11 protein-coding genes are annotated in these 13437 nt (G+C 69.7%); 5 read left to right on the top strand and 6 right to left on the bottom strand.

The window, feature by feature from the left end; all coding sequences use genetic code 11:
- Positions 1 to 8: 8 nt before the first annotated feature.
- Positions 9 to 1451, bottom strand: a complete 1443-nt coding sequence (locus ACWGO6_RS06660) for an MFS transporter (RefSeq protein WP_136041240.1) — start codon at positions 1449 to 1451, stop codon at positions 9 to 11.
- Between the two features lie 61 nt (positions 1452 to 1512).
- On the opposite strand from ACWGO6_RS06660, the gene ACWGO6_RS06655 reads away from it, so the two are divergent.
- On the top strand, positions 1513 to 2838 hold the full coding sequence (locus tag ACWGO6_RS06655; RefSeq protein WP_452326243.1) for an alpha-hydroxy-acid oxidizing protein: 1326 nt from the start codon (positions 1513 to 1515) through the stop codon (positions 2836 to 2838).
- A 48-nt stretch (positions 2839 to 2886) separates the two neighbouring features.
- Positions 2887 to 3576 carry a GNAT family N-acetyltransferase gene (locus ACWGO6_RS06650; protein WP_136041242.1) on the top strand — a complete coding sequence of 230 codons (690 nt, stop codon included), beginning with the start codon at positions 2887 to 2889 and terminating at the stop codon, positions 3574 to 3576.
- 30 nt (positions 3577 to 3606) lie between these two features.
- Here ACWGO6_RS06650 and ACWGO6_RS06645 read toward each other — a convergent pair whose 3' ends face one another.
- Positions 3607 to 5076: a peptide MFS transporter gene (locus tag ACWGO6_RS06645; RefSeq protein ID WP_452326242.1), complete on the bottom strand. Its 1470-nt coding sequence runs from the start codon at positions 5074 to 5076 to the stop codon at positions 3607 to 3609.
- A 125-nt stretch (positions 5077 to 5201) separates the two neighbouring features.
- Here ACWGO6_RS06645 and ACWGO6_RS06640 point away from each other — a divergent pair, with 125 nt between their 5' ends.
- Positions 5202 to 6587: a glycine--tRNA ligase gene (locus ACWGO6_RS06640; protein WP_136041244.1), complete on the top strand. Its 1386-nt coding sequence runs from the start codon at positions 5202 to 5204 to the stop codon at positions 6585 to 6587.
- A 340-nt stretch (positions 6588 to 6927) separates the two neighbouring features.
- A complete protein-coding gene (locus ACWGO6_RS06635; RefSeq protein ID WP_452326241.1) occupies positions 6928 to 8550 on the top strand; it encodes an ABC-F family ATP-binding cassette domain-containing protein in 1623 nt (540 codons plus the stop codon).
- 2 nt (positions 8551 to 8552) lie between these two features.
- Here ACWGO6_RS06635 and ACWGO6_RS06630 read toward each other — a convergent pair whose 3' ends face one another.
- Complete coding sequence (locus ACWGO6_RS06630; protein WP_452326240.1) at positions 8553 to 9521, bottom strand: helix-turn-helix transcriptional regulator; 969 nt, start codon at positions 9519 to 9521, stop codon at positions 8553 to 8555.
- 68 nt (positions 9522 to 9589) lie between these two features.
- On the opposite strand from ACWGO6_RS06630, the gene ACWGO6_RS06625 reads away from it, so the two are divergent.
- Entirely contained in the window at positions 9590 to 10735 is a 1146-nt protein-coding gene (locus tag ACWGO6_RS06625) for an epoxide hydrolase family protein (protein ID WP_452326239.1), read from the top strand.
- Positions 10736 to 10842: 107 nt separating this feature from the next.
- Here the strand turns inward: ACWGO6_RS06625 and ACWGO6_RS06620 are convergent, their stop codons facing one another.
- The 3 genes from ACWGO6_RS06620 to ACWGO6_RS06610 all read right to left on the bottom strand — a co-directional run bounded on the left by ACWGO6_RS06620 (position 10843) and on the right by ACWGO6_RS06610 (position 13404).
- Positions 10843 to 11268, bottom strand: a complete 426-nt coding sequence (locus tag ACWGO6_RS06620; protein WP_452326238.1) for a DUF1801 domain-containing protein — start codon at positions 11266 to 11268, stop codon at positions 10843 to 10845.
- Complete coding sequence (locus tag ACWGO6_RS06615) at positions 11265 to 11837, bottom strand: HhH-GPD-type base excision DNA repair protein (protein WP_452326237.1); 573 nt, start codon at positions 11835 to 11837, stop codon at positions 11265 to 11267. Before ACWGO6_RS06615 ends, ACWGO6_RS06620 begins: the two co-directional genes overlap by 4 nt.
- A 253-nt stretch (positions 11838 to 12090) precedes the next feature.
- Positions 12091 to 13404 (bottom strand): glutamyl-tRNA reductase, encoded by a 1314-nt coding sequence (locus ACWGO6_RS06610; protein WP_136041250.1) that lies wholly within the window; start codon positions 13402 to 13404, stop codon positions 12091 to 12093.
- Positions 13405 to 13437: the final 33 nt, after the last annotated feature.

Genomic DNA, 13437 nt, shown 5'->3' with positions numbered 1-13437 from the left:
GGCCGCGCTCAGCCGGGGAGGGACGGATGCTGCTCGGAGCTGCGCTGCTTCGGGATGAAGAGCGACAGCACGACCGCGATGATTCCGGCGGCGATCGCGAGCCAGAAACACACCTCGAACGCGGCGCGGGTCGGAACCGCGACCCCGTCGACGTCGATGCTCATCGCGGCGAGCACGCCGCCCATCACGGCCGAGGCGCTCGAGGTGCCGACCGAGCGGAACAGGGCGTTCAGGCCGTTCGAGGCGCCGGTCTCGTTCGCGGGCACCGACCGCATGATGATCATCGGCATGGCGGCGAACGTGAAGCCGATGCCGACGCCGATGAAGATGTTGGCGACGAAGATGTGCCACACCTCGGAAGACCACAGCAGCACGAACACGTAGGCGAGAACGATCGCACCGGCGCCGACCGTGAACAGCGGCCGCGGTCCGACCGTGCGCTCCAACCAGCCGGACAGCGGTGAGATCACCATCATCACGAGGCCGGCGGGCATGATCACGAGAGACGCCGCGAGCATGTCGAGCCCGAATCCGGCGCCGCCGACCGCGGGCATCTCGAGCAGCTGCGGGAACGTCACGTTCGAGGCGAAGAGCGCGAACCCCATGCCGATCGCGGCGATGTTCGTGAACAGCACGGCGGGGCGCGCCGCCACCCGCAGATCGAGCAGCGGGTCCTTGGTGCGCAGCTGATACCAGCCCCACACCAGCAGCACCGCGAGTCCGCCGAGGATGCAGGTGAGCGTCAGCGGCGAGGTCCAGCCCCACTGCGCGCCGCGGGAGACGAAGAGCAGGATGCCGGTGAGGCCGATCGCCAGACCGACGGCACCGATCACGTCGAGGCGGCCGGGGGAGCGGAGCACATCTTCGGGGATCACGGCCAGCACGAGCACGAGGCCGACCACGCCGAGGGCTGCGGCGAGCCAGAACAGCATGTGCCAGTCGGCGTTCTGGGCGAGGAGCGCGGCGACGGGCATGCCGATCGCACCGCCGACGCCCATGGTGGCGCTCATGAGGGCCACCGCGGTGCCGAGCCGCTCGGGCGGCAGCACGTCGCGCATGATCGCGATGCCGAGGGGGACGACGCCCGTCACGGCGCCCTGGAGAGCGCGTCCGATGATGACGCCGATGATCGAGCCGGAGACCGCGGCGATGACCGAGCCGAGGATCAGGATCGCGAGCAGCGCGATCACCACCCGGCGCTTGCCGTACATGTCACCGAGACGGCCCGAGATCGGGGTGGCGACGGCGGCGACGAGCAGCGTGATCGTGACGACCCAGGTCGTGTCCTCGCGGGAGGCGTTCAGCAGCTGCGGCAGCTCGGCCTGCAGCGGAACGACGAGCGTGAACATGAACGAGGAGCAGAGCCCCGCGAAGGCGAGCACCGCGACGATCGCCCACTTCGGCGGGGTGCGGGAGAGGCGCTTCCTGGCTCTGTCGTCGTTCGCACCCACCGGCCCAGGCTATCGGCGATCGACTGCTGCGGGGCCGTCGGGCCCTGGCTAGCATGTGGTCATGGTCACGAGCAGCGTCGCTCCGGACGATCCCGCCGCCCACCGCGGCATCTCCCGGCTTACCCAGTCCGACATCTACCGCGCCGGCATCAGCGGCACGAGACCCGCGGTGCCGATCGACGCCGTTGCTCTGAAGGCGGCCGCCCGCAAGGCGCTGAGCGCCGAGGCTTTCGCGTACATCGCCGGTGGTGCGGGCGCCGAGCGCACCATGACCGCCAACCGCCGGGCGTTCGACCGTTGGCAGGTGTGGCCGCGCCCGCTGCGCGACGTCTCGACGCGCGACCTCGGCGTGGAGTTTCTCGGGAGGAGGCGGCCGACGCCGCTGCTTCTCGCACCGCTCGGGGTGCTGGAGATGGCGCACGCCGATGCGGACCTCGCGGTCGCCCGTGCCGCGGCATCCCTCGGCGTCCCGTACACGCTGTCGAACCAGGCGTCGTTCCCGATGGAGCAGGTGGCGGATGCCGCGCCCGACGGCTCCCGCCTGTTCCAGCTCTACTGGTCGGCGTCGGACGACCTCAACCGCTCGCTGCTCGCCCGCGCCGAGGCCGCCGGATGCGAGGCGATCGTCGTCACGCTCGACACGCATCTGCTCGGGTGGCGCACCCGCGATCTCGATCTCGCGTACCTGCCGTTCACGCGCGGGATGGGGATCGCGCAGTACACGACGGATCCGGTGTTCCAGCAGCTGGTGCGCGAGCGCGCTGCCGCTTTGAAGGGCGATGCGCCGGGCGTCAAGGTCACCGCCCAGGCGGTGGCCGCCGCCCTCACCATCGCCCGCAAAGGCGCACCGCTCACGGGCGGCGGCTCCCTGCGCGACAACCTGCGATCACCGCTGCCGCGTGCGGCCGTCGAGACGTTCCTCGACGTGTTCTCCACCCCGGCGCTCACCTGGGGCGACCTGGCGAAGGCGCGGGAGTGGACGAGTCTGCCGATCATCCTGAAGGGCATCGTGCATCCCGACGATGCCCAGGCCGCGCTGGACGCCGGCGTCGACGGCATCTGGATCTCGAACCATGGCGGCCGTCAGATCGATCAGTCGGTGCCGACGCTCGACGTGCTGCCCGAGATCGCGGAACGGGTCGCAGGGCGGGTGCCGATCGTCTTCGATTCCGGCGTGCGCGGTGGGGCGGATGCCGTGATCGCCCTCGCACTGGGCGCGACCGTCGTGGCTCTCGGCAGGCCCTACGCCTACGGGCTCGGCATCGCCGGAGAGACGGGCGTGCGCGAGGTCGTGCGCAACGTGCTCGCCGAGCTCGACATCACGCTCGGCCTCGCCGGGCTGACGTCCGCGACGCAGCTCGATCGCGACGCGCTGCGGATGGTCTGATCGCGGTCCCGTTTCCCCGAACCGGCCGAGGAGGGGCAGACTGGGTGCGTGCGAACCATCCGTGACCTCGACACCGTTGAACTCATCCTCGACGCCCAGGGCCTGCTCGACTCCATCCGGGGTCCGCAGCGCGTGGTGGATGCCGGCACCCTGCGCGCCCTGCAGCAATCGGGCAACTACGTCGTCGGCTTCTTCGACGGCGAGGGCGACGAGGAGCGCATGGTCGGCGCGTCCATCGCCTTCTTCGGCGAGCCCGCCCGGCGTGCGATGCACTCGCACATCACGGCGCTGCTGCCGGAGTACCGTGGCCGCGGCTGGGGTCGCGAGCTCAAGGAGCACCAGCGGCAGTGGGCGTTCTCGCGCGATGTCGGTCGCATCACCTGGGTGTTCGACCCGCTCGTGGCGCGCAACGCGCACTTCTTCTTCTCGGTGCTGGGCGCGCGTGCGACCGGCTACTCCGTCAACCGCTACGGCATCTTCGGCGGCGGTGACGCGGGCGACGAGAGCGATCGCCTCGACGTCGAGTGGGCGCTCGCCGACATCGCGAAGCCCCCGGCCGACGATGCGGTCGTCGAGACCCTCGAGATCCCGGCAGACATCGAGGCGCTGCGAGTCTCCGATCCGGAGGCCGCCCACGAGTGGCGCCTGCGTCTGCGCGCACAGATGGAAGGCCTGCTCGGCAGCGGGCTGAAGGTCGCCGGGTACGACAACGCGCGCGGCTACCTGTTCACCGCCTGAGCGTCATCGCACGATCAGAGCGGGAGGCGCTCAGCGCACCCCGCGCATGAGCTTCAGCACGGGCTTCACGCTCAGCAGCAGACCGATGCCGACGACGATGGCGATGCCGCCGAGGATCGAGAAGAACGGCACCTCGTCGTCGGGGTTGTAGAACTGCACGAGCCATCCCGAGATCGCCGTGCCGAGCGCGATCGACAGGAAGAACAGCGCGACCATCTGGGTGCGGAACACGGTCGGTGCGAGCTTGGTGGCGGCCGACAGCCCGACCGGCGAGATGAGCAGCTCCGCCACCGTGAACACGAACAGGATCCCGACGATCGCCAGCAGCGGCGTGGAGTTCGCCCCTCCGCCGGCGAACGGAAGGAACAGCAGGAACGCCGATCCCATGATGATCGCCGCGAGCGCGAACTTCACCGGGGTCGAGGGCTGACGTTTTCCGAGCTTGGTCCAGATCGCGGCGAAGACGCCGGACAGGATGATGATGAAGATCGGGTTGATCGACTGCACCCATGACACCGGCATCGTGAACCCGAACAGGTTCCGGTCCAGGCGCTGGTCGGAGTAGATCGTCAGCACCGTGAACTGCTGCTGGTACAGCGACCAGAATGCGACGCTGGTGATGAAGAGCGGCAGGAAGGCCCACACCCGGGAACGTTCGGTGGCGTCGATGCGGCGGCTGCCGAGGATCACCGAGAAGTATGCGACCGCCGCCACGACCGTGACTCCGATCACCAGGGTGGCCAGGTTGTCGGGCCGGATCACACCGGTGAGCACCAGGACGGTGATGAGCACGATCGCGGCACCGGCGATGAGTCCGACCAGGAGATAGCGGGACTTCGGAAGCGGGTTCGGCACCTCCCGCGCCGAGGCGGGCAGCGCCTTGCGGCCGAACGAGTACTGGATGAGTCCCAGCGTCATCCCGATGGCCGCGAGCCCGAATCCGTAGTGGAAGCCGAGCGAGGACTGCAGGATGCCGGTGAGGATCGGCCCCAGGAACGCACCGAGGTTGATGCCGAGGTAGAAGAGTGAGAAGCCGGCATCCCGACGCGGGTCTTCGGCGCTGTAGAGGCTGCCGACGACCGAGGTCGCATTCGCCTTGAGCCCTCCCGATCCGAGTGCCACGAGCACCAGACCGACCCCGACGCCGACTGCGCCGGGGAGCAGGGCGAGGGCGAGGTGGCCCGCCACGATCACCATCGCGCTGACGAACAGCACGCGCTCCGCGCCGAACAGGCGGTCGGCGAGCCAGGCGCCGAGGATCGTCGAGAGGTAGACCGAGCCTCCGTACGCGCCCACGATGCCGCCCGCGATCGCCTCGGGGATGCCGAGCCCGCCCTGGGAGACCGAGAAGTAGAGGTAGATGAGCAGGATCCCCTGCATGCCGTAGAAGCTGAAGCGCTCCCACATCTCCACGCCGAAGATGTGCACCAGGGCCCACGGTTGCCCGAAGAAACGGGTGTCGTCGTTGCGGGTATGCGGGGTCGGTGCTGCAGTGCTCATGCCCAGGACGCTACTCCGGCGCAGCCGCCGAGGCCAGCCGAGGCCAGGGAGCGCGCGGCAACCACGGATAGAATGAGGTGCCCGTGTTCACGGGTTTCCTCCCGCATCCGACCATTGGAGCCACCATGGCCGAACAGTCCCGCCTCGACAAGGTCATCGCCCTCGCCCGCCACCGCGGGTTCGTGTTCCAAGCGGGTGAGATCTACGGCGGTTCTCGATCGGCCTGGGATTACGGGCCCCTCGGGACGGAGCTCAAGGAGAACATCCGCCGACAGTGGTGGCAGACGTTCGTGCGCGGCCGCGGCGACATGGTCGGCCTGGACTCCAGCATCATCCTGCCCAAGCGCGTGTGGGAGGCGTCGGGTCACGTCGCCACCTTCACCGACCCGCTGGTGGAGTGCCTGCAGTGCCACAAGCGCTTCCGTGCCGACAACCTCATCGAGGACTTCGAGGCGCGCAAGGGTCGCAAGGCCGAGAACGGCCTGGCCGACATCCCCTGCCCGAACTGCGGCACCAAGGGGCAGTACACCGAGCCCAAGGCGTTCTCCGGTCTGGTGAAGACGTACCTCGGCGTCGTCGACGACGAGTCGGGCCTGTACTTCCTCCGCCCCGAGACCGCGCAGGGCATCTTCGTGAACTTCTCGAACGTGCTCACCGCGAGCCGCAAGAAGCCGCCGTTCGGCATCGGCCAGGTCGGCAAGGCGTTCCGCAACGAGATCACCCCCGGCAACTTCATCTTCCGCACCCGCGAGTTCGAGCAGATGGAGATCGAGTTCTTCACGCCGCCGGCCGAGGCGCAGGAGTGGTTCGAGCACTGGGTCGAGGCCTGCTGGAACTGGTTCATCGATCTCGGCATCGACCCCGAGAACATGCGTCAGTTCGACGTGCCGGAAGACGACCGCGCGCACTACTCGGCCGGCACGATCGACGTCGAGTACAAGTTCGGGTTCGCGGGCAAGGAGTGGGGCGAGCTCATGGGTGTCGCCAACCGCACCGACTACGACCTCTCCAGCCACAGTGAGGCGTCCGGCCAGAGCCTGACGTACTTCGACCAGGCCACGGGCGAGCGCTACACCCCGTACGTGATCGAGCCGTCGTTCGGCCTCACCCGCGCGATGATGGCCTTCCTCGTCGACGCCTATGTCGAGGAGCAGGTGCCCAACGCCAAGGGCGGCACCGACGTGCGGACCGTGCTGCGGCTCGACCCGCGCCTCGCCCCGGTCAAGGCCGCAGTGCTGCCGCTGTCGCGCAACGAGAAGCTGTCGCCCCTTGCCCGTGAGGTCGCCGACACGCTCCGCGGCTCCTGGGCCGTCGACTTCGACGACGCGGGTGCGATCGGCCGCCGCTACCGTCGCCAGGACGAGATCGGCACCCCGTTCTGCGTCACGGTCGACTTCGACTCGCTCGACGACCGTGCCGTCACGGTGCGCGACCGCGACACCATGGCGCAGGAGCGCGTCTCGATCGACGGCTTGCACGCGTATCTCGCGGAGCGCCTGCGCGGCGCCTGAGCACGTAGCATCCGGACCCCGTCGGCCTCTTACTGGCCGGCGGGGTCTCTTGCATCCAGGAACGGGTGGCTGGTAATGTCTCCGCCCGTGGGTACTCTGATCCGATAGATCGGGACGCCGCGTCGAGTCCTCTCCGCGGTGGGTCCTGAGCGAGCGCGTCGTCTGCATGGCGTGCTCGAGGTCCGTGTTCAGACGCGCATCCGATTGATGTGCCGTCCCGCGATGCTCCTCGGCGTCGCGGAGAGGAGACCTCATGTTCCCTGTACTCCCCATAGCAACTGTCCGCCCCCTGCCTTCCCGCTCGTCCGCCCACAGGGTCTGCGAGCTCCGAAGCGCGACCGTGCGCTTCGCCGATCGGATCGTGCTCGATCGCGTCGATCTCGTCGTGGGTCCGCGCGACCGGCTCGCGATCGTCGGAGACAACGGTGCGGGCAAGTCGACCCTGCTCGAGCTGCTGGCGGGCGTGCGCACACCGACCGGCGGCGAAGCACAGCTCTCGATCCCCGGCGGTGTCGCGCATGCTGCGCAGGATCCGCGCGCTCCGGAAGGTGCGACCGTCACGGAGGCCCTCGACGCCTTCCTCGACGAGCTGAGAGCGATCGAGCGCGAGATTCAAACCGGGTACGAGCGGCTCGCCGACGCGGAGGATGCCGAACGCGCGTCCGTCCTCGTCCGCCTCGAACGGCTGCTCGAGCACTTCGAGGCTCGAGGCGGCTACGACGTCGATCGACGCGTGGATGCGGCTCTCGATCAACTCGGCCTCGCTGCGCTCCGACGTGACCGCCCGTTCGCCTCGCTGTCCGGCGGTGAACGGGCCCGCGTCGCGCTCGCCGCAGCGCTCTCGTCGGAGGCGGAACTGCTTCTTCTCGACGAGCCGACGAACGACCTCGACGAGGATGCCCTCGTCTGGCTGGAGGATCGTATCCGGACCCATCGCGGTGCTCTCGTCGTCGTCACGCACGATCGCGCCTTCCTCGACCGATTCGCGAGCGACATCGTGCTCGTGGAGGGCGGTGGGCTGCGGCGCTACGGCGACGGCTATCGCGGCTACCTCACGGCGAGAGCCGTGGAGCGGCAGCGGATGGCCGAGCGTCACGAGGCGTGGAAGGCGGAACTCGCACGCCAGGAGGCCCTCGTCGCGACCAACGCGTTCCGGCTGGACGCGATTCCGCGCAAGCTCGAACTCGACGGGTTCGGTCACGGTGCCTTCCGCGCCCGCAGCCGCGACCACGGGGCGATGGGACGCATCCGGATGGCGAAGGAACGGATCGCACGGCTCCGCGCCGACCCTTGTCCGCCGGCACCCGAACCGCTGCGTCTGGCCGTGGACCTCCATGCGGAAACGGTGGAGGCCACCGGGTCCACGCAGCCGTTGATCGCCGTGGATGGCGTCGAGGTGCTCCAGCCGGCGTTGCGCATCGAGCGGCTGAGTCTGTCGGCGGGCGCGCGCTGGCTCGTGACGGGGCCCAACGGCGCGGGCAAGACGACCCTGCTGCGGCTTCTCGCGGGGGAGCGGATGGCGGATCGCGGATCGGTCGCGCTGCGCGACGGCATTCGCGTCTCGTGGCTGCGTCAGGAGGTCTCCCCGCCTCGGCCCGGCACTCTCTCGGAGGTCTTCGCCCGGTTGTCGGGAGTGCATCCGCACGACGCCGCGGAGGCGCTGCTGCGCTTCGGGCTCTTCGTGGAGGACGACCTCGACCGCGAGATGCGGGCGCTCTCGGTCGGGCAGCGCCGCCGTCTCGATCTCGCCGCGGTGCTCGCCGACCCGGGAGACGTGCTGATGCTCGACGAGCCGTCGAACCACCTGTCGCCCGAGCTCGTCGAGCAGCTCGAGGCGGCGGTCGACGAGCACCCCGGCGCGGTCGTGACGGTCACCCACGACCGGCGGTGGATCAGCGGCGCCCGGAGTCGCGGTGCGAAGGAGATCCGTGTCGACGGCGGTCGCGTCGATGGAGAAGCGTGAGGCTACGCGTGCGCCGTCGACCCGGCGACCGCCCGCGCATACCGCTCGGAGAGCAGCTGCAGGCGCGGGAGCAGCTCGGGTGGGCTCTCGACGGTGAAGTCCATCATCAGCATCCCGATGTAGGCGGCCACGGTGTCGAGACTGTCGGCGCCCGTGACGAGGATGCAGTGGTCGTCGTCGACCGGTTCGACGACGCCGACCGCGGCGTGGATCCGGTCGAGAACGGCCGAGGCCGGCGCCTCGATCCGGAGTCGGGCATGCACCTTCCAGCCGCTCACCGCGATGGTCCGCATCGCGAAAGCCGTGTAGTCGCCACCGGGAAGGGGCTGCGGATCGAAGCGCCGATGCGTCGGCATCCGCAGCTCCATCCAGTCGACGCGGTACGTGCCCCACTCGCCGGTCTGCGGGTCGCGGGCCACGAGGTACCAGCGGCGCACCCAGGTGAGCAGCCGGTAGGGCTCGACCAGCACGGGGGCGCCGTCGTAATCGAAGCGCAGCCACTCCGCGTTGCGGATCGCGCTCGCGATGGCCTGAAGCGCCGCGGCGTCGACCTCGGGATCGGGGGCGTCGGTGTCGTTGTTCTCCGGGGCTCGGTCGACGCTCGAGCGGAGGGCGTCGACGGTGGGGCGCAGGTGCGAAGGCAGCACCTGCTCGAGCTTGGCGAGGGCCCTGGCCCCTGACTCGGCGATGCCGGATATGCCGGCCGCTGCGCGCAGGCCGACGGTCACGGCCACCGCTTCTTCATCGTCGAGGAGCAGCGGGGGCAGCTTGCCTCCCGCACCGAGCCGGTAGCCGCCGATGGATCCTCGGGTGGCGTCGACCGGGTAGCCGAGGTCGCGGAGCCGCTCGATGTCGTGCCGCACGGTCCGCGAGGAGACGCCGAGGCGGGCGGCGAGGTCGCTTCCGGAGCGCTCGGGACCGGTCTGCAGCAGGGCCAGCAATGCGAGCAGGCGAGCGGTCGGATCGGCCATCGAAACTCCTCGAAAGTCATCCATCCATTAGGAACATATCCAACCTAATGGCCGCATACCTTCGAGATATGGAAAACACGACGCTCGCCTTCCGCCCCTTCACCGTCTCGGTCTCCGCCGCCGAGGTCGCCGATCTCCAGGATCGCTTCGCCCGTACCCGCCTTCCGCAGCCGTCGCCGACGGATGACTGGGATGCCGGCACCCCCAACTCCTACCTCCGCGAAGCTGTCGCCGCCTGGCGGGACTTCGACTGGACCGCCGCTGAGGAGCGCATCAACGCGGTCCCGCACTTCGCCACCGAGTTCGACGGCCAGACGATCCACTTCATCCACGTGCGCTCGACCCACGAGGGCGCGACGCCGCTGCTGCTCGCGCACACCTATCCCGGCTCCTCGGTCGACTACCTCGACCTGATCGACCGGCTCGTCGACCCGGTGGCGCACGGCGGTCGTGCCGAAGACGCCTTCGACGTCGTGATCCCGGATGCTCCGGGCTACGGCTTCTCGCAGCCCCTGGCCTCGGCGGGCTGGACGGTCGCTCGGGTCGCCGCCGCCTATGACCGCCTCATGCGCGGTCTCGGCTACGACAGCTACGGCATCCACGGCTCCGACAACGGCGCGATGGTGGCCCGCGAGCTGGGACTGCTCGAGCCTGCGGGCTTCCGCGGACTCCACGTGCTGCAGCTGTTCTCCTTCCCCTCGGGGGACCCGGCGGAGTTCGAGAAGCTCGAGCCCGCCGACTACGCCGGCCTCGAGCACATGCAGTGGTTCCAGTCGGTCGGCGGCTACAACACGATGAACGCCTCGCGCCCGCAGACGGTGTCGGTGGGGCTCAGCGACTCCCCGGTCGGGCTGCTGGCGTACAGCGAGCTGTTCAACTCGTTCGGCAACGGCACCTCGCTCGTACCGCTCGAGTCGATCCTGCTCGAGGTCAGCGTGAACTGGTTCGCGAACGCGGCCTCCGGAATGAGCCGCAGCTACCTGGAGAACGCCAGGGCGGATGCCGCGGCAGAAGGTGCCGAGCCGCGGATCAACGCCGCACGGACGGGGGTTGCCGTGTTCGCCGACGACTTCCAGACGATCCGGGTCTTCGCCGAGCGCGACAACTCGAACATCGTGCACTGGAGCCGCTTCGACGAGGGTGGGCATTTCGCCGCCCTGGAGCGTCCGGATGTGCTGGCCGCCGACATCCGCGCGTTCTTCTCGCGGGGCTGATCTCCGGCCACGAGCCGACCCGCCTCTTGCGGCCGACCCGCCCCCATACGTGCGCACGTATGGGGGCGGCTCGATGCGAAGGGGGTGGCTCGGCAGTCTGCTGGGTGTCAGCCCGTGACGGTGAGCTGCACCTCGGGGGTGCCGCCCGCTTCGACCCAGGCCAGCGAGCGTTCGAGGATGCCGCGCAGCACGTCGAGGTCGATCTGCTCCAGGTCCTTGATGTACAGGCATCCGACGCCCGTGGTGTGCGGGCCGAGTTCCGCCAGAGCCTCGCTGTGGGCATCGACGCCGTCGAACAGGTAGATCGTGGTCGCGGCCTTGCGGGGTGCGAAGCCGAGCAGCCCGCTGTCGCCCTCGGTGCCGGTCGGGTAGCGGTAGTGGCACGAGCCGAAGCCGATGATCGTGCCCCAGGTCTGCGGCTCGCGACCGGTGATCTCCTGCATGAGCGCGGTCAGCGTCTCGGCATCCCGGCGGCGGACGGCAGGGGAGGAGCGGGCGATGAGGCCCGCGACGTCATCTCCGGTCGGCTTCATTTCGGAGCCTTCGCCGCGGCCTTCATGGCCTTCTTGTGCTCGCGCACCTTCGTGAGCGAATCGGGCGAGACGATGTCGGCGACGCTGCGGTACGAGCCGTCCTCGCCGTATGCACCTGCGGCCTCACGCCAGCCTTCGCCCGTGAAGCCGTACTGCTTGCCGAGGAGGGCGAGGAAGATCTTCGCCTTCTGCTCGCCGAATCCGGGGAGGGCCTTCAGCCGCTTCAGCACCTCGGGGCCGTCCGGGTCTCCTTCGGTCCAGAGGGCGGCGGCGTCACCGCCCCAGTCGTCGACCAGGGTCTGGCACAGCGTCTGCACGCGCGTCGCCATCGACCCGGGGAAGCGATGCACGGCGGGGGTCTGCTTGAACGCCTCGAGGAACTCGTCGGGGGCCATGCCGGCGATCGCCGCCGCATCCGCCGCTCCGGTGCGCTGTTCGATCTTGAGCGGACCGGCGAACGCGGTCTCCATCGGAACCTGCTGGTCGAGCAGCATCCCCACTAGCAACGCGAGCGGGTTGTCGGTCAGCAGCTCGTCGGCGGCGGTGTCTCCGGTGATGTGAAGGGCCATGCCTCCAGTTTCGCACCCCGTGGTCGAGGGCCGCACGTGGCACGGGGCCGGCGGCCATTCGCGCGGTCATTCGCGCGGCCATTCGCACCTGCTTCGGCCGTATGGGCGTGAAACGGCCGAGGGAAGTGCGGAAGGCCGCGGCGAGCGCTTCGTGCCAGGGGCCACGCTTCGCACGGCCATTCGCACGTGCTTCGGCCGTATGGGCGCGAAAAGGCCGAGGGAAGTGCGGAAGGCCGAAGGAAGTGCGAGAGGGTCAGGCGGTGGCGGCGTCGTCCGCGGCGGCCTCGGGAGCGATGCCGTACAGGGCGGCCAGAGCGGCGGTGAACTCGTCGGCGCGGCCGGCGGCGGCCAGCTCGTGAGCGCGCACGGTCGGGGTGTGCAGGAGCACGCCCGAGAGGTGACGCAGAGCCTGCTCCACCTTGCCGTCCTCGTCGCCACGCGCACGCGCACGATCGATCTCGCGCTCGAGCAGCTCGAAGATGTGGGAGCGCAGGGCCACGACCGACGGGGTCACGCTCTGACGCGAACCCACCACGTGGAAGGTCTCCGCGGCCTCGCGCACGACGCTGCGCGCTGCATCCGTCGCCTGCAGTTCCTCCAGCGGTGCGTGCAGGCGGATGGTCTCGAGGTCGAGCAGGGCGACGCCCTCGAGGGAGGCGACGGCGGGGTCGACGTTGCGGGGCATGCCGAGGTCGACCACGAGCCGATTCGAGTGGGTCGCTGAGCCTGTCGAAGCGCCGACCGGGCAGCCGGCTGCGGCGATGCCGACCGGAAGCTGCAGGTGCTCCGGGCCGAGCACGGGCTCGGTCGCGGTGGTGCAGGTGATCAGCAGGCTCGAGTGCGCGGCGGTCCGTGCGTACTCGTCGGCGGCGACCGGACGGATGCCGTGCTTCGCAGCGAACACGGCCGCGCGGCCGGAGGGCGAGTACACGGAGATGTCGACGGCACCGCGCTCACGCAGCGTGGCGAGGGTGACAGCGGCGTAGGCGCCGGTGCCGACCAGCAGCACGCGCTCGGCGGACCAGTCGGCGATGCGGCTGTCGGCGAGTTCCAGCGCGAGGCGCACGAGGGAGCGCCCGGCGCGCCCGAGGGCGGTGACGTTCTTGACCTTGCGCTGCGCCTGGCTGGCGCGCTGGAAGAGGCGCTCGAGCTCGGGCGAAGTGGTGCCGTCCTTGCGGGCGGACTTGAGAGCGCGGCGCACCTGGCCGGCGATCTCGCCCTCGCCGGAGACGACGGATTCGAGGCCGGAGGCGACCGAGAAGAGGTGCTCGGCGACGCGGCGCCCCGAGTGCACCGTGTAGGCGCCGTCGAGTTCGGTGGCGGGGATGCCGGTGGCGGATTCAACCGCCTCGATGACCGCTTCGACGCCGATGGCGCCGGCCGCGGTGAGCGGTTCTTCCATTTCCACGTACGCCTCGAACCGGTTGCACGTCGCGAGGACCACGGCACCCTGCACGCACGGCGTCATGCCCACGATGGTGGGAGCGACGTCGTCGGGGGTGCGGCTCAGGCGTTCGAGCAGTTCGAAGGAGGCGGTCTTGTGACTCGCCGTGACACACAGCAGCACAGATCGATTGTACCGGAGTGCGTGGCGCCCGGA

Source organism: Microbacterium sp. NPDC055665, from assembly GCF_053618035.1.
This window is presented reverse-complemented; position numbering and strand designations above follow the sequence as displayed.